The 20099-nt window shown below is 73.3% G+C and carries 19 protein-coding genes; 3 read left to right on the top strand and 16 right to left on the bottom strand.

Going from position 1 to position 20099, the window contains the following annotated elements:
- Position 1: 1 nt before the first annotated feature.
- The 7 genes from HF577_RS02575 to HF577_RS02545 all read right to left on the bottom strand — a co-directional run bounded on the left by HF577_RS02575 (position 2) and on the right by HF577_RS02545 (position 7940).
- Entirely contained in the window at positions 2 to 1684 is a 1683-nt protein-coding gene (locus HF577_RS02575; protein ID WP_312858905.1) for an ABC transporter substrate-binding protein, read from the bottom strand.
- 41 nt (positions 1685 to 1725) lie between these two features.
- Positions 1726 to 2001, bottom strand: a complete 276-nt coding sequence (locus tag HF577_RS02570; RefSeq protein ID WP_169394071.1) for a muconolactone Delta-isomerase family protein — start codon at positions 1999 to 2001, stop codon at positions 1726 to 1728.
- Between the two features lie 205 nt (positions 2002 to 2206).
- The gene (locus HF577_RS02565) at positions 2207 to 3226 is read right to left on the bottom strand and encodes an ABC transporter ATP-binding protein (protein WP_169394070.1); all 1020 of its coding nucleotides are present in this window, start codon (positions 3224 to 3226) and stop codon (positions 2207 to 2209) included.
- Entirely contained in the window at positions 3223 to 4329 is a 1107-nt protein-coding gene (locus tag HF577_RS02560) for an ABC transporter ATP-binding protein (RefSeq protein WP_169394069.1), read from the bottom strand. The genes HF577_RS02565 and HF577_RS02560 overlap by 4 nt, the downstream gene beginning before the upstream one ends.
- Positions 4326 to 5198 (bottom strand): ABC transporter permease, encoded by an 873-nt coding sequence (locus HF577_RS02555; RefSeq protein WP_169394068.1) that lies wholly within the window; start codon positions 5196 to 5198, stop codon positions 4326 to 4328. Before HF577_RS02555 ends, HF577_RS02560 begins: the two co-directional genes overlap by 4 nt.
- A complete protein-coding gene (locus tag HF577_RS02550; RefSeq protein WP_312858904.1) occupies positions 5185 to 6198 on the bottom strand; it encodes an ABC transporter permease in 1014 nt (337 codons plus the stop codon). The genes HF577_RS02555 and HF577_RS02550 overlap by 14 nt, the downstream gene beginning before the upstream one ends.
- Positions 6195 to 7940: an ABC transporter substrate-binding protein gene (locus HF577_RS02545; protein WP_312858903.1), complete on the bottom strand. Its 1746-nt coding sequence runs from the start codon at positions 7938 to 7940 to the stop codon at positions 6195 to 6197. The genes HF577_RS02550 and HF577_RS02545 overlap by 4 nt, the downstream gene beginning before the upstream one ends.
- A gap of 270 nt (positions 7941 to 8210) precedes the next feature.
- Between HF577_RS02545 and HF577_RS02540 the strand changes: the two genes are divergently transcribed.
- The 3 genes from HF577_RS02540 to HF577_RS02530 all read left to right on the top strand — a co-directional run bounded on the left by HF577_RS02540 (position 8211) and on the right by HF577_RS02530 (position 11022).
- Positions 8211 to 9494 carry a GAF domain-containing sensor histidine kinase gene (locus HF577_RS02540; RefSeq protein WP_246265549.1) on the top strand — a complete coding sequence of 428 codons (1284 nt, stop codon included), beginning with the start codon at positions 8211 to 8213 and terminating at the stop codon, positions 9492 to 9494.
- The gene (locus tag HF577_RS02535) at positions 9494 to 10165 is read left to right on the top strand and encodes a response regulator (protein WP_169394067.1); all 672 of its coding nucleotides are present in this window, start codon (positions 9494 to 9496) and stop codon (positions 10163 to 10165) included. Before HF577_RS02540 ends, HF577_RS02535 begins: the two co-directional genes overlap by 1 nt.
- Before the next feature lie 65 nt (positions 10166 to 10230).
- The gene (locus tag HF577_RS02530; RefSeq protein ID WP_211173702.1) at positions 10231 to 11022 is read left to right on the top strand and encodes an IclR family transcriptional regulator; all 792 of its coding nucleotides are present in this window, start codon (positions 10231 to 10233) and stop codon (positions 11020 to 11022) included.
- 83 nt (positions 11023 to 11105) lie between these two features.
- On the opposite strand, the gene HF577_RS02525 is transcribed toward HF577_RS02530, so the two are convergent.
- From HF577_RS02525 to HF577_RS02485, 9 genes are all read right to left on the bottom strand, one after another.
- Positions 11106 to 12113: an amidohydrolase family protein gene (locus HF577_RS02525; RefSeq protein WP_169394066.1), complete on the bottom strand. Its 1008-nt coding sequence runs from the start codon at positions 12111 to 12113 to the stop codon at positions 11106 to 11108.
- An 8-nt stretch (positions 12114 to 12121) separates the two neighbouring features.
- Positions 12122 to 13228: a zinc-dependent alcohol dehydrogenase gene (locus HF577_RS02520; protein ID WP_169394065.1), complete on the bottom strand. Its 1107-nt coding sequence runs from the start codon at positions 13226 to 13228 to the stop codon at positions 12122 to 12124.
- Positions 13228 to 14097, bottom strand: coding sequence for an SDR family NAD(P)-dependent oxidoreductase (locus tag HF577_RS02515; protein WP_312858902.1), 870 nt, complete (start codon positions 14095 to 14097; stop codon positions 13228 to 13230). The genes HF577_RS02520 and HF577_RS02515 overlap by 1 nt, the downstream gene beginning before the upstream one ends.
- The gene (locus HF577_RS02510; protein ID WP_169394064.1) at positions 14094 to 15164 is read right to left on the bottom strand and encodes a hypothetical protein; all 1071 of its coding nucleotides are present in this window, start codon (positions 15162 to 15164) and stop codon (positions 14094 to 14096) included. Before HF577_RS02510 ends, HF577_RS02515 begins: the two co-directional genes overlap by 4 nt.
- Positions 15161 to 15712, bottom strand: a complete 552-nt coding sequence (locus HF577_RS02505; protein ID WP_169394063.1) for a UGSC family (seleno)protein — start codon at positions 15710 to 15712, stop codon at positions 15161 to 15163. Before HF577_RS02505 ends, HF577_RS02510 begins: the two co-directional genes overlap by 4 nt.
- A gap of 16 nt (positions 15713 to 15728) precedes the next feature.
- Positions 15729 to 17018: a phenylacetate--CoA ligase family protein gene (locus HF577_RS02500; RefSeq protein ID WP_169394062.1), complete on the bottom strand. Its 1290-nt coding sequence runs from the start codon at positions 17016 to 17018 to the stop codon at positions 15729 to 15731.
- Positions 17019 to 17065: 47 nt separating this feature from the next.
- On the bottom strand, positions 17066 to 18202 hold the full coding sequence (locus tag HF577_RS02495) for an NDMA-dependent alcohol dehydrogenase (RefSeq protein WP_169394061.1): 1137 nt from the start codon (positions 18200 to 18202) through the stop codon (positions 17066 to 17068).
- A complete protein-coding gene (locus tag HF577_RS02490; RefSeq protein ID WP_169394152.1) occupies positions 18199 to 19170 on the bottom strand; it encodes an LLM class F420-dependent oxidoreductase in 972 nt (323 codons plus the stop codon). Before HF577_RS02490 ends, HF577_RS02495 begins: the two co-directional genes overlap by 4 nt.
- A 23-nt stretch (positions 19171 to 19193) precedes the next feature.
- Positions 19194 to 20099 (bottom strand): zinc-binding dehydrogenase (locus HF577_RS02485; protein WP_169394060.1); only part of this gene is annotated, 906 nt, incomplete at its 5' end.

The following is a 20099-nucleotide window of genomic DNA, read 5'->3' as shown; positions in this document are numbered from 1 at the left end:
GTCAGCGGTCGAGCCAGGTGGTGGCGAAGAACATGTCCCTGGTCAGGTAGCGCACGACGCCCTTCACCTCCCGGCTCGCGACCGTCGACAGGTAGCCGCGGCTGTAGTAGGCCATCGAGATGTCCCGGTTGGTGACCAGCTGGACCTGCTGGTACAGCCGCGTCCGCTCGGCGTCGTCGGTGCTCGCCGCCGCCGTGTCGAGCAGGGCGTCGACCTCCGGGTTGGAGTAGCCGCCGTAGTTCTGGTTGCCGCCGGTGCGCAGCACGTTCTGCGCGGACGGGTAGGGCGCGTCCGCCGGGCCACCGACCATGCCGGCCAGCTGGAAGTCCTGGCTCTGCACCACGCTCGAGGAGAACTGGGCCAGGTCGAAGAACTGCGGTTGCAGCGTGATCCCGATCGCGGCCATCTGCGCCTGCAGGAACTCGGCGAACGCCACGCGGTTGGGCGCGTTGGTCGTCTTGTAGACCACGGTCGCGCTGCCGCCCCCGGCCACGTACTCGGCCACCAGCTGCTTGGCCCGCTCGACGTCGAACGTCGGCCAGGCCGCCGCGGCCTCCGGAGTCTGGTAGGCGCTGTCGTCGCCGAAGTACCCGGTGGCCCGCTCCATCTGCCCGCGGAACTGGGTGGCCGCGAGCGCGTCGAGGTCGATCCCGCGCACGACCGCCTCGCGCATCCGGTGGTCGTCGAACGGGGCGATGTCGTGGTTGAAGTAGAGCCACTCCGCCCCGTGGCCCGAGCCGTAGTAGACGCTCAGGTTCGGGTTCGTCAGGCCACGCAGCAGCTCGGTGTGGTACCCGCCGAAGATCAGGTCGACGTCGGAGTTCTCCAGCGACGCGAACCGGCTCTCGGTGTCGGGCAGGGGACGGAACTCCAGGCCGTCCAGGTAGGGCATGCCGGACTGCCAGTAGTCCGGGTTGCGCGTCAGGACCATGCGCGAGTCGCGCACCCAGTCGCTCAGCACGAAGGGGCCGGCCCCGACCGGGTGGCTCGCGATCTGGTCGCCGTACCGCGCGATGGCGGCGGGCGACATGATCTGCCCGAGGCTGCCGGTGGTGAAGCTCCCGGCGAACGCCACCGGGAACAGGCCGAACGGTGAGCGCAGCGTGAACTCGACGGTGAGCGGGTCCACCGCGGTCATCGCCGTGATCGGCTCGGTGAACCGGTGGCCGGGCGAGGAGGCCTTGTCGATGTGGCGCTGCACGTTGACGATCACGGCCTGGGCGTCCAGCGGGGTCCCGTCGGAGAACCGCACGCCGTCGCGCAGGCCCAGCCGCCACGTCCGGCCGCCGTCCGGGCTCTCCATCGACTCGGCCATGTAGGGCTGCGCCGTGCCCTGCGGGGTGAGCTTGAGGAGCGAGTCGTAGACGGCCAGCGCCGCCTGGTTGGTGTTCTGGACGGTCGGGTCGAAACCCGTGACCTCGCGGTCGGTCCCCATCACGAGCACGCCGCCCCGTTTCGGGGTCCCCTCCGCCGTGAAGTCACCGCCGTAGGGGTTCACGGTGCGGATGCCGCCCCCGTCACCGCCTGCCGCGTTGATCCCCGGCCCGGCGCCGCAGGCCGCGAGCAGCACGGCGCAGACCCCTGCCGCGAGGACGGCGAACAGCCTGGTCCGTGGCCTGCCGGCCGCGGTGATCCCGCCGTCCCTGGTGCCGGGGGCGCCCGTGCCCCGCATCGAGATGTCCACTCGTGCTCCCCTCTTCGGTTCTGCGAGGCGGCGCACCGCGGTCACCGTTCCTGCGGGTGGGTCGCCAGCGGTTGCACGGTGACGTCCAGCCACGGCCACATCGGAAGCGTCGTGAGCGCGTCGTGCAGCACCGTGGAGTCGGCGGCGGTGAAGAGGCCGATCCAGTCGGTGCGCCCGGGCACCCGCCACAGGCGCTGCAGCATGCCCTCGGCGCGCCAGCGGCCCGCGACGGCGCGTTCGAGGGTCCGCATCTCGGCCCGCCGCTCCGGGGGGAAGTCCCGCGGCAGCAGGCTGCGGGCGCTCACCAGGAACTCCATCACGCTCCCCCGACCGGCGCCGTCATGCGCGCGTTCTCGTGCGGCACGGGTGGTCCTCCTCGCGTACGTCGACGTCGACCAGCGGGATCGCGGGTCTTCACGCTAGGGCGGGCGGCGCTGCGCCGAACCGGGCCGATGACCTCATCCGGCCGACCGGCCCGCCCACGCCGGGTACGTCGAATGTCCCGGTCCGGGAGCGACGCGCTCACGGCTCCCGAGGGATGTCCAGCGGGAAATGGCAGGCCACGCGGTGGTCGGGCACGTGCTCCCGCAGCACCGGCTCCTCCTCGGCGCACCGCTGCACGGCGAGCGGGCAGCGCGTGCGGAACCGGCACCCGCTGGGCGGGGCGAGCGGCGACGGCGGCTCGCCCGCGAGCGGACGGGGGCGGCGCGCGCGTCCCGTCCGGGGGTCGAGCCCGGGGATCGAGTCGAGCAGCGCCGCCGTGTAGGGGTGCAACGGCCGCCGGTACAGCGCCTCCGCGGGCCCCAGCTCGGCGAGCTGCCCGAGATGCATCACCGCCACGCGGTCGCTCACCTGCTTGACCAGCGCGAGGTCGTGGGAGATGAACAGGTAGGACAGGCCCAGCTCGGTGCGCAGCCGCTCGAACAGGTTGAGCACCTGCGCCTGGATCAGCACGTCGAGCGAGGACACCGCCTCGTCGCAGATCACCAGTGCAGGGTGCAGCGCGATGGCGCGGGCGATCGCCACCCGCTGGCACTGGCCGCCCGACAGCTCGTGCGGCCTGCGCCTGCCGTACACCGACGGGTCGAGCCCCACCAGGTCGAGCAGGTCGCGCACGCGCGCCTCCCGCTGCGCGGACCCGCGCACGCCGTAGCCCACGAGGGGTTCCTCGACCAGCTCCGCCACCCGCCACCGCGGGTTCAGCGAGCCGTAGGGGTCCTGGAACACCATCTGCATGTGCCTGCGGGCCGCCACCAGCTCCCGGCGGCCCAGCCGCATCAGGTCGGTCCCGCGGAAGAGCACCTCGCCCGCCTGCGGCCGGGGCGCCTGGATCACCGAGCGGGCGAGGGTCGACTTGCCCGAGCCGGTCTCCCCCACCACGCCGAGCGTCTCCCCCGCCCGCACGTCGAACGAGACGTCCGAGACGGCGTGCACGACCCCGCCCTTGATGCCTCCCGCGCCGCGGACCGGGAACTCCTGCACGATGCCGCGGGCCTGCAGCAGGGTCTCGCCCGGCACCGGGCGCTCGTCGAGTGCCGTCATGACCGGTCTCCGCTCGCTGCATCGGGCGCGGGCGCATCGGGAACGGGGTGCCAGCACGCCCACCGGTGGCCCGGCTCGTGCTCGGTGAGCGGGGGGTCCACCGCGCACTGCTCGTCGGCGGAGGCGCAACGCGGGGCGAAGGGGCAGCCCGCGGGCAGCGCGGACAGGTCGGGCGGCTGGCCGGGCACCACCGGCAGCAGCGTGTGGGGCTCGCGCTCCAGCAGCGGGATGGCCCCCAGCAGCGCGCGGGTGTAGGGCATCCGGACGTGCGCGAACAACGTCTCCGCCGCCGCGTGCTCCACCCCCCGCCCGGCGTACATGACGAGGACGTCCTGGGCGTAGCTGGCGGCCAGCCCGAGATCGTGGCTGATCAGGATCACGGCCATGCCGAGGCGGTGCTGCAGCTCGACGAGCAGCTCCATGATCTGCGCCTGCGTGGTCACGTCCAGCGCGGTGGTGGCCTCGTCGGCGATCAGCAGGCGCGGTTCCCCCGCGAGCGCGATCGCGATCATCACGCGCTGCCGCATGCCCCCGGAGAGCTGGTGCGGGTACTCCCCGAACCGCTGCTCCGGCACCGGCATCCGCACCAGTGACAGCAGCTCGACGGCGCGGCGCCGCGCGGCGCGCCGGTCCAGGTCGGCGTGCGCCCGCACCGCCTCGACCACCTGCGTGCCGATCCGCATCGTCGGGTTGAGCGAGCGGGTCGGGTCCTGGAACACCATCGCGATGTCGGCGCCCCGGCGGCGGCGCATCTGCGCCTCCGTCATCCCCACCAACTCCGTGCCGGCGAAGCGGGCCGACCCCGTGACCGTCGCGGTGGACGGCAGCAGGCCCATCAACGCCCGCGAGCTGACGCTCTTCCCGGACCCGGACTCGCCGATGATCGCGAGCATCCGCCCCGCCTCGAGCCGGTAGGACAGCCCGTTCACGGCGTGCACGTGGCGCCCGCGGCGGGAGAACCGCACCCGCAGGTCCCGCACCTCGAGGAGCGTCTCGCCGTCGGCGGGAAGTTCAGGAAAGCCACTTTCAGGTCCGCTCAGGGCAGGAAAGTGGCTTTCCTGAACCCCGCCGGCACCCGCCAGTACGTCGTCGTGCGCTCTCATCGGCCGCTCCATCGCGCGCGGAGGCTCTCGCCGAGCAGGTTGAAGGCGAGCACCGTGACGAACAGGACCGCCGAGGGCCAGACGACCAGCATCGGCGTGGCGGAGATGCTCTGCTGGCCTTGGGCGATCATGTTCCCCCAGCTCGGGGCGGGTGGTGGGATGCCCAGGCCGAGGAAGCTCAGCGCCCCCTCGATCACGATCACGATGCCCATCCCGAGCATCCCGAACGTGATCAGCTGCGGCGCGATGTTCGGCGCCACGTGGCGCAGCAGGATCCGCCATCCCGGCGTGCCGCAGAGCCCGGCGGCCGCCATGAACGGCAGCTCCCGCAGCCGCAGCGTGGCGGCGCGGGAGATCCGCGCGAACGCCGGGATGCTGAAGAACGCCAGCGCCAGGATCGTGTTGGTCTGGCTCGGGCCGAGGCTCTGTGCCACCGCGAGGGTGAGCACGAGCGACGGGAACGCGATCAGCACGTCCAGCACCCGCATGATCACGGTGTCCACCACGCCGCCGGCGAAGCCCGACAGCGCCCCGAGCGTGCCCCCGACCAGCAGGCCGATCAGGTTCACCGTCACCGCCACGATCAGCGAGGACCGGCCGCCGTACAGGATCCGCGCGAGGATGTCGTTGCCGTTCGGATCGGTGCCGAGCAGATGCCCCGGGGAGAACGCCGGGAGGTAGGACTCCAGCACGCTGCCCCCGATCGGCGGCGGCACGGGCAGGACGAGCGGGCCCACGAAGCAGGCCAGCGCGATCAGTGCGACCGCCCCGGCAGGCACCGCGACGGCGAGGGAGCCCACCCAGCCCCGCGACCTCGCCGGTGCGGTGGCGGGCTCGACGAGCGCCGGCCCGGCGTCAACGACTGCCATAGCGGATCCTCGGGTCGAGTACGGCGTAGAGCAGGTCGGCGAGCAGGTTGGCCAGCACCGCGACCACCGCGAACACCACCACGCAGGCCTGCACCACCACGAAGTCGCGCGTGTTGATCGCCTGCAGCATCAGCTGCCCGATCCCCGGGAGGGCGAAGATCTGTTCGACGATCACGGTGCCCCCGATGAGGCTTCCGAGGTTCAGGCCGACCACGGTGATCAGCCCGAACGCGGAGTTGCGGAACGCGTGGCGCACCAGCACCTGCCACGGCCCGATGCCCTTGGCCCGCGCCGTGGTGACGTAGTCCTCCCCCTGCAGCTGGTCGACGAGGTCGCCGCGCAGGAATCGCGTGTAGAAGCAGTAGAGCGGGAACGCGATCGCCGCCGCCGGCAGCGCCATCGACCGCAGGTTCTCCCCCAGCCCCTGTGACAGCGGGACGAACCCGATCGCCGGCAGCACCGCCATCTGCACCGCGAACACCAGCACCAGCAGCAGGGCGAGCACGTAGTTGGCCACCGACAGCCCGGTGATGCTCACGACCATGCTGATCCGGTCGAACAGCCGGTTGGGCCGGTGCGCGGCCAGCAGCGCGGTGGGGACGGCGAGCCCCAGCGAGATGACGAACGCCAGCACCACCAGCTCGCCGCTGACGGCCAGCCGCTCTCCCAGCAGGTCGGTCACCGGCTGGCGGCTCACCAGGGACTGCCCGAGGTCACCCGTGACCGCCCCGCCGAGCCAGTCCAGGTACCGCAGCACCGCGGGCCGATCGAGGCCCAGCTCCAGCTCCAGGGCCCGCACCTGCGCCGGGGTGGCTTCGGGCCCCAGCAGCTGCTGGGCCGCGCTGCCGGGGATGAGGTTGAGCACCCAGAAGGTCAGGATGCTGACCCCGAGCACGATCGGCACCGCCAGCAGCAGCCGCTTGCCCACCAGCCGCATCCCGGGCGAGGTGAGGAACGCCGGCCCCGCCCGGTGCCGCCCGGCGTCCACCGACGCCGTCACTGCTGCTGCACCCGCCAGACCTCGTCCCAGATGACGCCGGCGTTCACCACGATCGGCGGGATCTTCGTGGTGAGGCCCGGTCCGTACACCCCCGGTGTCGCGATGTTCGCGGCGGCGAACGCCAGCCCGAACGGGGCGTAGGCGTTGTCGCTGATGTACTTCCCGGCCTCGTTGTAGAGCTGCTGGCGGCCTGCCGGGTCGACCGTGGCGGCGGCCCCGTCGAGCAGCTGGTCGAGCTGCGGGTCGGCCACACCGCTGAACGGCGAGGTCGAGCCGAACCGGAAGCCGACACCGACGCCCGACGCGGGGTCCCACGCCCCCGCTGTCTGCAGCATCGACTGCCACTGGCCCGAGTTGAACTGCTGGACCAGCGTCGACAGCTCGTAGTTCTTGGTGGTGACGGTGATGCCCGCGGCCTGCCACTGGGTCTGCAGCGCCGTCATCACCTGCTGGGCCACGTAGCCGTTCAGCGTCCCGAGCTCCACGGTCAGGCCACCGAGCCGGCTCACGAGCTGCTTGGCCTGCTCGGGGTCGTAGGTCGGGTAGCCGGGCACGGCCTGCTCGTGGAAGAGACCGCCGGGGCCCGTGAACGACTGGCTCACGGGGTAGAGCCCGCGGAACAGCCCCTTGGATATCGAGTCGAAGTCCGTGGCCCGGTAGATCGCCTCGCGCGCCCGCTTGTCGTCGAACGGGGCGGTCTTCGTGTTGAGCTGGATCACGTACGGCGAGGTCGGGGGCTGCACCGTCACGGTCAGCCGGCCGCTGGACTGCGCCTGCTCCAGCAGCGGTGTGGTGCTCAGCCCCTCGTAGGCCTGCGCCTGCCCGGCCAGCAGCGCCTGGTACGCGGGCTGGTCGCCGCCGATGGACTGGAAGGTGAGCTTGTCCAGGTAGGGGCGGTCGGGCTTGAAGTAGGTGGGGTTGCGCTGCAGCACCAGCAGCGAGCTGAGCTGGTTCGACACCACCGTGAACGGGCCGGCGCCCACCGGGTTGATCCGGAACTGCTCCTCGCCCATCTTCTGCAGTGCGGTGGGGGAGGCGATCCAGTTGGTGTTCGCCACCGGGAACGAGTTGATCACGGCGGCGTAGGGGCGGGTGAACGTCAGCACGACGGTCCGCGCGTCCTGCGCGGTGATGCCGCCGTCGGCGAGCGGCCAGGTCGGCTTGCACGAGCACGGCGAGGCCAGGGCCCGCTGCAGGTTGAAGACCACGGCCTGGGCGTCGAACGGCGTGCCGTCGCTGAAGCGGATGCCGTCGCGGAGCGTGATCTTGACGGTGCGCCCTCCGTCGAGCAGCTCGTAGCCCTCCGCCTGGTTCGGCACGACCCGCGGATCGGAGCCGTCGTCGTTGGCCGTGAGGAGGAACAGGCCGCCGTAGATCGCGCTCATCTGCGAGATGTTGGCGCCGCCCGTCGTGTTGGTCGCCGGGTCGAGGCCCGACGGCCAGCCGCCGGCGAAGGACGAGCTCTCGAGCACGGTCAGCTCCCCGCCGCGCTGGGGCGGGCCGGCCGGCTGTGCGGTGCCCCCTGCCGTGCCGCCCCCGCCCCCGCAGGCGGCGAGCACCAGCAGTGCGGCCAGGAGGAGGGACAGGCGCTGCGCATTGGGTCTCACGTGGACCTCCCGCTTCGTTGCGTCCTTCGGGGCCGCGCCTGCCCGGTCGTCGTCGGGGCAGGGCGGCCGCCACCGCCGGTCGGGGTGCGCCGGGGTGGGTGCGTCGAGGTGCCGGATCGGAGTGATGGGGCTCACTGCATCCGACACAGCGTCCGGGGAGGACCGGATCTCGTGCAGACGGCTTTCACTCGGCGAAAGACAAAGTTCGAGCAGGTGACGACGACGTCGTCCTCCCGGCGGCACACCGCAACGCGGGACGTGATCCGCCTACGACATCCGTCGCGGGTCGCCCTGCCGTTCCCGGCCGACCTGGGCGAACCGGGCCGGGAGTCTTGTGACGCCCGACCCGGCTGGTGAGACTGGATCAGAGTGGCGGGCGAGCGCTTCGACGAAGGGGTCGGCGTGATGCAGCAGGCAGTCGCGGACGGAGCGGAGCGTGGGCTCGAACCCGCGGGCTGTCCGATGTGCGGCGAGCCACTGCACCCCGGGCGGTCGGAGGACGACCGGCGGGGGCAACGCCGGCTGGCGGCCATCGCCCGTGCCGCGTCCAGCGTGGCGGACGCCGGCTCGCTGAGCGTCACCCTCGACGTCGTCGCCCGCGAGGTCGTCCAGGCCGAGCACATCGCCGCCGTGCAGATCCTGCGGGTCGAGGGCGGCACCATGCGCGTGGTGGGCAAGGCCGGGTTCACCGACGCCGAGGACTTCACCGACCGGCTGGAGGAGTGCCGCCGCCTCGGCGCCCGCCTGATGTTCGTGGAGGCCTTCCGCAGCAGGCGGCGCATCGTGGTGGCCCACCGCAAGGCCGCGGTGCTCAGCGACCCGAGCTGGGCACCGCTGCACGCGATCATGGGCGCGCCGCGGTGGGACTGCTTCGTGGCCGTCCCGCTCGTCGTCCGCGGCCGGGCCGTCGGGGTGCTGAACGCCTTCTACGAGCCCGGGGAGAACCCCGGCGGTGCCGCGCTGGAGTTCCTCGACGCGATGGCGGACCAGGCCGCGATGGCCGTCGACTCCGCCGACCTGCTCGCCCGGTCGCGGCACGACGCCCAGCTCGCCGAGCGCGCCCGGCTCGCCCGCGAGCTGCACGACTCGGTGGTGCAGCAGGTGTTCTCGATGCGGATGCAGGCCAAGGCCCTGCGCTCCCAGGTGGCCTCGGGCCGCACGAGCAGCCCCGAGCGGGTGCAGGCGGTCGCCGACGAGCTGCTCGGCCTCGCGCAGAACGCGCTGGCCGACCTGCGCAGCCTCGTCCACCAACTGCACCCCGTCGAGCTGGTGGAGCGCGGCCTCGCCGACGCCGTGCGGGCGCACGCCGACTCGGTGCGGTCGATGTCGGGACTGTGCATCGACGTCGAGGTGGCCGAGCGGCTCGACCTGCTGCCCGCCGAGCTGCAGGAGGACCTGTACCGGATCGTCCAGGAGGCGCTGCACAACGTGGTGAAGCACGCGCACGCGACACAGGTGGCCATCCGGATCGGCGGCGCCGGTGACGCGGTCCGCGACCAGCTGCTCGTGGAGATCACCGACAACGGCACCGGCCTCGACGGCCGTCCCCCGCGCGAGGGGGCGCTCGGCCTCGTCTCGATGCAGGCCAGGGCCCGCGGGTGGGGAGGGCGCATGGAGATCCGGGACACCGCGCCCGGTTGCCGGGTCGAGGTCATGATCCCCGTCGCGCTGCCGGGAGGTGCCCGGTGATGACGTCCGTGGCGGGCGTGATCGGGGTGCTCGTCGTCGACGACCACGCCGTCGTGCGTCGCGGGCTCGCCGCCTACCTGGAGAGCGCCGACGGCATCGAGGCCGTCGCGGAGGCGGTCAACGGCCGGGACGCGCTGGTCCAGCTCCGGCGCCTCGCCGCGGAGAACCGGCTCCCGCAGGTGGTGCTCATGGACGTGCTGATGCCCGAGATGGACGGGATCAGCGCGATCGGGGCGATCCTCGACTCCTACCCGGACGTCCGCGTCGTGATGCTGACGAGCTTCGGTGAGGTCGAGCGCGTCTACGCCGCGCTGCAGGCGGGCGCGGCGGGGTACCTGCTCAAGGACGCCGACCCCGACGAGGTGGCCGCCGCGATCCGCGCGGCCGCCCGCGGCGAGGTGCACCTCGACCCCGCCGTCGCCGGCCGGCTGACGCGGCAGCTGGTCTCCCCGTCGTCCGGGCTGGCCTCCCTCACCGCGCGCGAGCGCACGGTGCTCACCCTGGTGGCCCGCGGGATGTCCAACCGCCAGATCGCCGCGGAGCTGTTCATCAGCGACCGCACCGCCCGCACCCACGTGAGCCACGTGCTCACCAAGCTGCAGCTCTCCTCGCGCACGCAGGCGGCGCTGGTGGCCATCCGGGAAGGACTCATCCCGCCGCCGAGCGGGTAGCGCGGCCCCGCGGCTCCGTCTGTCCACAGTGGCGACCTGCAGTGGCGACCTGGGGAAGGTGCGACATGACCGTGACGGAGGGACCTCGACCCACCCGCTCCCCCGGGGCCGGGGACGGCGGCGGCCGGGTGACCGCCGCGGGACGCGTGCTCGCCGTGCTCGACGCGTTCGGGCCCGCCCACCGGACGCTCACGCTCAGCGCGATCTCCCGCCGCGCCGGACTCACCCTGCCGACCACCCACCGGCTCGTCCGCGAGCTGGTGGCCTGGGGAGCGCTGGAGCGCGACGACTCCGGCCGCTACGCCGTGGGGCTGCGGCTGCTGGAGCTCTCCGCGCTCGCCCCCCGCGGACTCGGGCTGCGCGACGCCGCCTTCCCGTATCTCGAGGACCTGCACCAGACCACCCACGGCAACGTGCACCTCGGCGTGCGCGACGGGCTCGAGGTCGTCTACGTCGAGGCGATTCGGGCGCGGGTGCGCAAGCCGGTGGACAGCCACGTCGGGGACCGCTGGCCGATGCACGCCACCGGCACCGGCCTCGTCCTGCTCGCCCACGCCCACCGCGAGCTGCAGGAACAGGTGCTGCGCTCGCCGCTCACCCGGTTCAGCCCCCTGACCGTCGTCGATCCCGCGGAGCTGCGCAGGCGCCTCGCCCAGGTCCGCCGGACCGGGGTGGCCGTGGCCCGCGGCCAGATCACCGTGCCCGACATCGTGGTGGCGGTCCCGGTCCTGGGCCGCCGCGGTGAGGTCGCCGCCGCCATCTCCGTGGTCGTCGAGGCCGACGACGCGCGCCCGCGCGAGCTGGCCGCGGTGCTGGCGGAGGCGTCCCGCTCGATCTCGGCGTCGCTGGCCGGCTGAACCGCCCCCGCCGGGTTGCAGCAAAGCCACTTTGACGCAACGAGGTTGCATGAAAGTGGCTTTGCTGCAACCCGGGAGGGAGCCTAAGCCCTCGGGGTGGGGAGGCCGAGCCAGCGCAGGGCGTTCTCCCCGGTGATCGCGGCCAGGACGTCGGCCGGCAGGTCCATCCCGCGCAGCGTGGCGCCCGCCGGTTCCTCGCGCGGCATGGCCGGGAAGTCGGAGCCGACCAGCAGCCGGTCGGGCCCGAGCAGGTCGATCAGGTAGCGGATCGCGCGCCGGTCGAAGACCAGCGAGTCGTAGTAGAAGCGGCGCGCGTACTCGATCGGGGACGGGCCGTCGTCGTGCGCGATGGCGCGTTCGGGGACGGCCGGCTCCTCGTTCCACGTCCCGCCCCAGAAGTACTGGGCGCGCGGCAGCATCAGCGGGAACCCCCCGGCCGCGTGGCTGAAGGAGATGCGCAGGTCGGGGCACTTGCCCGCGGTGCCGCCCGCGATCATCGACGCGGCGGCCAGCGCACCCTCGACGCCGACGACGTAGGTCCCCATCGCCGACGCCGGGAGCCGGTCGGTCCGGGCGGGCATGGCGTGCACGAACACCGCGAGGTCCAGGCGCTGCGCCTCGGCGAAGAACGGCACGAACCGCTCGTCGCCGATCGAGGCGCCGAGCACGTTCGAGGCGATCTCCACGCCACGCAGGCCCTGGTCCCGGATCGCCGCCAGCTCGGCCGTGGCGGTGTCCGGGTCCTGCAGGGGCACCATGCCGAGCCCGACCAGCCGTTCCGGGGCCGCGCCGCTCAGCGTGGCGGTGAACTCGTTGACGTGCCGGGCGAGCGAGAGCCCGTCGGCGGCGGGCAGGTCGTAGCGCAGCAGCGGCGGCATCGGCGAGACCACCTCCATGTCGACGCCGGACGCGTCCTGCGCCGCGACGCGCCGTTCCGCGTCGAAGAACACGTCACGGGCGCGGTAGCGCATCGTCCCGAACAGCAGTGTGCGCGCCGTGTCGCCGTCGATCGGCTCCATCCGCGGGAAGCACTCCGGGGCGTCGGCCGGGTAGTCGCGGGGCAGCAGGTGGGCGTGGGCGTCGACCAGCATGTTCGCGCCTAACCGTTGGGGTGGACCGAGACGTGCACCGCCGCCTCGCCCGGCACCTCACCAGCGAGGGTCTCCATGGCCAGCGCGGTGTCGTCGAGCCCGAACGTGTGGGTGTGCATCTTCTCCAGCGGGAAGCGGCGGGACTCGATGATCGCGATCGCCTCCGCGTAGCCGCGGGCGTCGACGCCATAGGCCCCGACCACCTTGATCGCCTTGTTGATGATCAGGTCGGTGCGCAGCGGCACCTCGCGCCCGCCCTTGAGCCCGGCGAGCACGACCTGCCCGCCGTGCTTGACCGCCTGCAGCGCGTGCGTCACCGGCTCGGTGGCCATCGGGGTCAGCTCCAGCACGACGTCGGCCAGCGCCCCGTCGGTGATCTCGCGGACCCGCTCGACGACGTCCTGCGCCGCGTCCCCGTCCACGACGATCGTGTGGTCGGCGCCGAACTCGCGGGCGAGGGCGAGCTTGTGGGCGTCGGCCTCCAGGCCGGTGACGATGACGGTGCCCGCGCCCGCCGCGCGCGCGGCGATCACCGAGGCGATCCCCCGCTGTCCCGCACCGAGCACGAGCACGGTGTCGCCGATCCCGACCCCGCCGAGGTGCAGCGCCCAGCGGACGCCCGCGCCGAGGGGGTTGAACATCACCGCGAGCTCGGCCGGCAGCGTCTTGTCGACCTTGTGCAGCACGGCGCCCGGCGTGAGGTACAGGTGCTCGGCGAGCCCGCCCCACAGGCTCGGCGCCACGTCCACGCCGGTGACCCCGTGGCCGTAGCGGCGGTTGCGGCAGGCCTGGTAGCGCCCGGTGAGGCAGTCGTGGCAGGAGCGGCACGGCACGATCACCTCGAGCGCGACCCGGTCACCCGGCTGCACGCCCCAGCGCTGCGCGGCCCGCTCGCCGATCTCCTCGATGATCCCGAGCGGCTCGTGCCCCGGCACGGTCGGGCCGCCACCGCCCATCCGCAGGTGGCCACGGTAGGACTCGACGTCGCTGCCGCAGATGCCGTTGGCCTCCACGCGCAGCAGCCCGTCGTCCGGGCCGATCACCGGCCGGGGGAACTCGCGGATCTCGATGGTGCGCGGGGCGACCTGCACGGCCGCGCGGACGGTGTCAGCCATCAACTGCTCCTTCCCACGGACGCCCCGGCGGGCGCCGCGGCCGGTACGGCGGTGATCGGCGGGCCGGGCGGGAACCGGTGCGGCGGCCCGCCGTCGACGGTCAGCGTGTGCCCGGAGATCCACCGGGCGCGGTCGCTGAGCAGGAAGACGGCGGCGTGGGCGATGTCCCATGCCGTGCCCTCGGTCTTCAGCGCCGTGCCCTGCCGGCGCGGCTCGCGCATCTCCTCGGGCATGTTGGCGGCGGCGAAGGCTCCCCAGATGGCGCCGACCTGCACGCAGTTGACCCGGATGCCCTGCGGCCCCAGCGTGCTGGCCGCGCCGTCGGTGAGGTTCTCCAGCCCGGCCTTGGCGACGCTGTAGACCATCCCGGGCCCGCGCATCCGCACGCCGACCGAGGAGATGTTGACGATCGCGCTGCCCGGCGGCAGCACGGGCACGGCGTGCCGGGTGACCTGCCACGCCGACTTCAGGTTGACCGCGACCAGCTCGTCGAACCGCTGCGGGGTCACCTCGAACAGACCGGCCCTGTCCCCGGCGGCGACGTTGTTGACCAGCGCGTCGAGCACCCCGAAGCGCTCCACGACCTCGGCGACGGCCCTGGCGCAGGCGGTGTCGTCGGTGACGTCCGCGACCAGCGCGTGTGCCGTGCCGCCGGCGGCGCGGATCCGCTCGACGGTGCGGACCGCCGCGGCCTCGTCCCGGTCGAGCACCGCGACCCTGGCCCCCTGCGCGGCGAGCACCCGGCTGGTCGCGTAGCCGACGCCGGGCAGCGTGCCGTTCTGCCCGGCCCCGGTGACGAGTGCCGTCCGGCCCGCCATCAGGAGCGGTCCGGCGTCGGCGAAGGGGTCGGCGAGCGGATCCTCCGTCACGGGCGCACCTCCTCCAGCGCCGCCGCCGCGCGCGCCGGTACCGGGACCGCGGCTCCGGACCAGCCCGAGAACAGCCGCACGACCATCGAGATCCCGGCATTGCGCGCCCCGGCCACGGCGATCAGCAGGTTCTCCCGGTCCGCCGAGGGCAGCAGCCGGTCGAACCCCTCGGGACGCTCCCCGCTCGCGTGCCGCACCCCGTTGTCGCCGAGGCCGTCCTTCCCCGCGCGGGCGAGGTCGCTCACGGTGCGCCCGCAGTGCTCGACGAGCCACGTGCGCACCTGCGCGCGGCCGAAACCGGCGCCCGCGAGCAGCTGCGCGTGTTCCGGGCAGAAGACGATGCCGACCGAGGCGTGCCGGAAGATCCAGGCGCCGGTGCGGGAGATCGTGTCGGCGAAGTCGGTGAGCAGCTGCTCCGCGCTGCCGGTGTGCCGGTTGTCCACGAACTCGCAGGTGCGCAGGAGGGTCGCCGACACCGCGGACGTGCCGGCGGGGATCCCGCCCTCGGCCGACAGCGGCTCCCAGGGGCTCTCCTCCTCGTTCTCGGCGATGCAGATCGACCATCGCCCTGGCAGCCCCTGGGTGGCCTGCTCCAGCACGTGCGGGTGGATCCCGTAGACGTTGCGGACGATCAGCCCGATCGCCCGCGCGACCGTCGCGTTCGCCCGGAACCCGGGACCGAACGCCCCGCCCGCGCGGTTGAAGCCGAGCTCGTCGCGCACCGGGCCGTTCACCACGATCAGCGGAGCGGGCCCGCTCGTGGACTGCCAGCCCCCGCCGCCGGTGGAGCGCTCGCGCACCAGTGCCTCCCAGGTGGCGAGCACCACCGGGAAGTACTCCGGGCGGCAGCCGGCCATGGCCGCGTTGATCGCCGCCAGCTCCACGGTGACCGTGCGGTCGAGCTGCGGGAGCACGCCGATCACCTCGTCGGCCGGCCGGTCGACGGTGGCGAGGAAGCGGTCCACCAGCGGGCGGGACGCCGGGACCAGCGGCAGGCCGTCGGACCAGCCCTGGTCGTAGCAGTGCTCGATGGCGGCCTGCGCGGCGTCGGGATCCGGTTCCGTCACGGGCGCGCCTCCGTCAGCAGTGCGACCACCCCGGCCACCACGTGCTCGGCCCGCTCCTGCACCTGCTGCGGCGTCAGCACCGCCACCGGGTGCTCGGTGGTGACGTAGCGGTAGCCGGGCGCCCCGCGCAACGCCGCCATCGCGTCGGCGGTGGCGACGAACGCGTCGCTGCAGATCACGGCGGCCGGCACGCCGGCGGCCTCGAGGAGCACGCCGTCGGCGACGGCCGACGCGCTGCACGAGCCGCAGTCACCGACGCCGGTGACCACGACGTCGCAGGCGTCCGCGTACTCGGCCACCAGCTCGGCGGGCGCGGGCAGCGCGAAGGCCTGCTTGGTGCGCATCAGCACGACGCCGGCGGCACCGTGCTCTGCCACGAGCAGCGTCGCGACCTCCTGCAGCAGCAGCGCGGCGTTCTGCTTGGTGTTCTCCAGCAGGCCCACCCGCGCTCCGGTGAGGTCGGGACGCCGGGCCGCCCGCGGGGCCGCCGCCGGGGTGGCCTCGGGTGCGGGTGCCCGGCCGGTGGGGTCGAGGATCGCGTTCGGCACTCGTGAGCTCCTTCTGTCAGGTCGCCGGGCGGGTCAGGCGGGACTTCATCTGGGAGCGCTCGATCGACCCGGGCGGGACCAGCGTCACCGCGGCGCGGACCGAGAGCCGGGACCGGACCAGCGCCTCGATGTCCCGGCCCAGCTGCTCGTGGTCGCTCGCGTCCTCGCCCCACTCGGCCTCCACCAGAAGCGGCGGCTCGACCCGGGGGCCCGGCCGCGGGAGCACGATCTGCACGGCGCCGGTGGTGCGGGGATGCAGCGTCTGGACGAGGTCGCGCACGGCGGAGGGGAAGACGTTCACCCCGAGCACGATCAGCATGTCGTCGGTGCGCCCGACGCAGCGGATCAGCGGCGCCCCGCTGCCGGAGAGCCCGGTGACGACCACGCGGTCGCGGGTGCGGAAGCGCACCAGCGGGCAGCACTCCCGGTCGACCGACGTGTAGACGAGCTCGCCGGTGGCACCCGGCTCGGCGTCGACGGGTTCCCCGCTGTCCGGGTCGACCAGCTCGACCAGCACGTGCCGGCCGCCGGTGAACCGCATCCCGCCGCTGCCCGGCGCCTCGCCGAACAGCACCGGCGCCATGTCGGCGTTGCCGAGGCCCTCCGTGACCGGCGCGCCCCACTCCTGCTCGACGTGCGCCCGGAACGCAGGCTCTCCCCCGCCCGGCTCGCCGCCGACGAAGACCTTGCGCAGGCCGAACTCCCTCGGGTCGCGGCCGTGGGCCCGCAGGTGCTCGGCGAGGTAGCGCGCGTAGGACGGCGTGGAGTGCAGCGCGGTGACCCCGAGGGTCTCCAGTGCGAGCACCGCCTTCTCCGAGGCGCCGGTGCCGATCGGCACCAGGGTGGCGCCGATCCGCTCCAGCGCGTCGCGGATCGGCAGCCCGCCGACGAAGAGGGTGAGCCCCGCGGCGTGCAGCACCACGTCCTCGCGGGTGGCGCCCATCGTGCGGAAGGCGCGGGCCACCATGTCCGTCCACGCGGCCGCGTCCCGCCGGGTGACCCCGACCCAGCTGGGGCGCCCGGTGGTGCCGGTGGAGGCGTGCACGCGGATGACCTCGGTCATGTCCACCCCGGCGTGGTGACCCAGCGGCGGGGCGGCGGCCTGCGAGTCGCGCAGCATCTGCTTGGTGGTGAACGGGAACTTGCCCAGGTCGTGCAGGGACGTGAAGGCCGCGGCCGACACCCCGTGCGTACCGAACAGGTCGGCGTAGAACGGCGACCGGGCGGGCAGCCCTTCGAGCTGGGCACGCAGCAGTTCGGTGACGGTCTCGCGGTCCTCGGGCGCGGTGAAGCTCGGTGTGACCACGGTGCTCCTCTCGGGTCTCGGGGCTCGTGGACCTCGGCGCTCGACCGTCAGCGCTCGTGGATCAGGACGCCGCGGATGTTCTTGCCGTCGGCCAGGTCGCGGTAGGCCGCGTTCAGCTCGTCGAGCGGGTACCGGCGGGTGATCAGCTCGTCGAGCTTGAGATCACCGCTCCGGTAGAGCCCCAGCAGCTTCGGCACGTCGTAGAGGGGGTTGCAGTCTCCGAACAGCGCCCCGCGCACCTGACGCTGGTAGAGGATCATGAAGCCGGCGTGCACCTTGACGGCGCGTTCCCCGAGCTTGCCGACCGCGGTGATCGTCACCTTCCCGGCCTTGCCGACCACCTGCACCGCGGCGTCGACCACCTCGCTGGTCAGCACACCGGGCGTGCAGATCGCGTGGTCGGCGAGCTGCCCCCAGGTCGTCTCGACCACGAAGTCGTGCGCCTCGCGGGCGTCGGCGAAGGTGTGGGTGGCGCCGAAGACCTTCGCCATGTCCCGCTTGAACTCCACCGGGTCCACGACCACCACGTTCTTCGCACCCGCGTAGCGCGCACCCTGCACGGCGTTGCTGCCGACTCCGCCCGCGCCGTAGATCACCACGGTGTCCCCCGCGCGCACGCCGGCGGCGTACACGGCGGAGCCCCAGCCGGTGGGCACCCCGCAGCCGACCAGCGCGCCGATCTCGAACGGGATGTCGTCGGGCAGCGGGATGCAGGCCCACTCCGACACCACCGCGTACTGCGAGAACGAGCCGACCGTGCAGAACCCGCCCAGGTCCTCCTCGCCGTGGTGGAACCGGAAGGTGCCGTCCAGGAACATCCCGGTACTGGCGTTCAGGCCCTTCACGCACATGTTCTGGTGCCCGGTGGAGCACGGCCGGCACCCGCCGCAGGCCGGGATGTAGGAGCAGATGATCCGGTCGCCCGGCTGCACCCGGCGCACGTCCGGACCCACCGACTCGACCACGCCGGCGCCCTCGTGCCCACCGACGATCGGGAACCGGACCGGGGCGTCGCCGTGGGTGATGTGGTCGTCGGAGTGGCAGAGCCCGGCGGCGTGGAAGCGGACCCGCACCTCGTGGGACCTCGGGGCGTCGAGGGTCAGCTCGGTGAGCTCCCAGCCGGTGTGGGGCTGCCGCGCGATCGCGGCGCGGGTGGTGATGCTGCCCTGGTTGCTCGGTGTCATCGGGCGCCTGTCCTCTCCGGTGTGCTCGTGACGTGCGGGAGGACCTCGGCGCCGATCAGGGCGATGTGGTCCAGGTCGTGGATGTCGTAGATGTGCAGGTAGACCGTGTCCGCCCCGGCCTCGGCCAGTGCCCCGACCAGATCCGTCACCTCCGTGGGCGACCCGATCGCGGCCGTCGAGCGCATCAGCTCCGAGCCCATCACCTCCGCGCGGCGCTGCGCCTCGGCAGGCGTCGACCCGCACGCGACGGGCAGCACGGCCGAGCGCCGTGCCTCGCCCGGGTCGCGGCCGACCGCCTCGCACGCCCGCGCGAACCCCGCGAACCGCTCCGCGAGCTGCACCCCGGTGCGGTCCCCGAACGTCAGCGCGCCGTTGAACTCGTCGGCGTAGCGGGCCGCGATGGCCGGGGTGCGCCGCGGCCCGGCGCCGCCGATGATGATCGGCGGGTGCGGGTCCTGCAGCGGCCGTGGCGGTGTGCGGTTGGCCTCGAGGCGGTAGTGCGCGCCGTCGAACGAGAAGCCGGCGTCGTCGCCCGTCGGGGTGCGCCACAGGCCCGTGATCACCGCCAGCTGCTCCTCCAGCCGGTCGAACCGCTCGCCCGTCGGCGGGAACGGGATGCCGAACGCCGCGTGCTCCCTGGCGAACCACCCGGTGCCCAGCCCGAGCTCCACCCGCCCGCCGCTCATCTCGTCGACCGAGGCGACGATCGTGGCGAGCAGGCCGGGCACGCGGAACGTCGCCGCGCCCACCAGCGCCCCGAGCCGCACGCGCGACGTCTCCCGCGCCAGGCCGGCGAGGGTCGTCCAGCAGTCGGTGGGACGGAACGTGGGATCGGCCGGGTCGACCCCGAGCAGGTGGTCGGAGCGGAAGAACGCGTCGAAACCCGCCTGCTCGGTGGCCAGGGCCAGCGCCAGGATCTCCTCGTAGCGCGCGCCGTGGCGCGGCTCCATCAGCACGCGCAGCCGCACGCCATCGTGGTCGGCCACGGCGCTCAGTGCTCGATGAGGAGCACGCCGCGGACGTTCTTGCCGTCCAGCATGTCCTGGTAGCCCTGGTTGACCTCCTCGAGCCGGTACCGGCGGGTGATCAGCTCGTCGAGCTTGAGGTCACCGGAGCGGTAGAGGCCGAGCAGCCGCGGGACGTCGAAGAGCGGGTTGCAGCCGCCGAAGATCGCGCCCTGCACGCGCCGCTGGTAGCCGATGAGCGGGCCGGGGTGGTGGTCGATCGAGCCGTTGCCGACCGCGGTGATCGTCACCTGGCCGCACTTGCCGACCACCTGGATGGCGTGGTCGATCACCTCGTCGTGCAGCACGCCGACGGTGATGATCGCGTGGTCGGCGAGCTCGCCCCAGGTGGTCTCCACGACGAACTCGTGCGCCGCTGCGGCGTCGGCGAAGGTGTGCGTGGCGCCGAAGACCTTCGCCATGTCCCGCTTGAACGCCACCGGGTCGACGACCACCACGTTCTTCGCCCCGGCGTAGCGGGCGCCCTGCACGGCGTTGCTGCCCACGCCACCCGCGCCGTAGATGACCACGGTCTCGCCCGCCCGGACGCCCGCCGCGTGCACCGCGGACCCCCAGCCGGTCGGCACGCCGCAGCCCACCAGCGCCGCGATGTCGAAGGGGATGTCGTCGGGGATCGGGATGCAGGAGAACTCCGAGACGACCAGGTGCTGGGAGAACGTGCCCAGCACGCACATCCCGCCGAGGTCCTCGCCGTCGAGGTGGAACCGGAAGGTCCCGTCGGGGAACTCGCCGGTGGAGGCGTTCTTCCCGGCGTCACAGAGGTTCTGGCGGCCCGTGGAGCAGTAGCGGCACGTGCCGCAGGCCGGGATGAAGGCGCACACGACGTGGTCGCCGACCGCGACGCGCGTGACCCCCTCCCCCACCGCCTCGAC

It is taken from the genome of Pseudonocardia xinjiangensis (assembly GCF_012911925.1).
GTDB classification, from domain to species: domain Bacteria; phylum Actinomycetota; class Actinomycetes; order Mycobacteriales; family Pseudonocardiaceae; genus Pseudonocardia; species Pseudonocardia xinjiangensis.
This window is presented reverse-complemented; position numbering and strand designations above follow the sequence as displayed.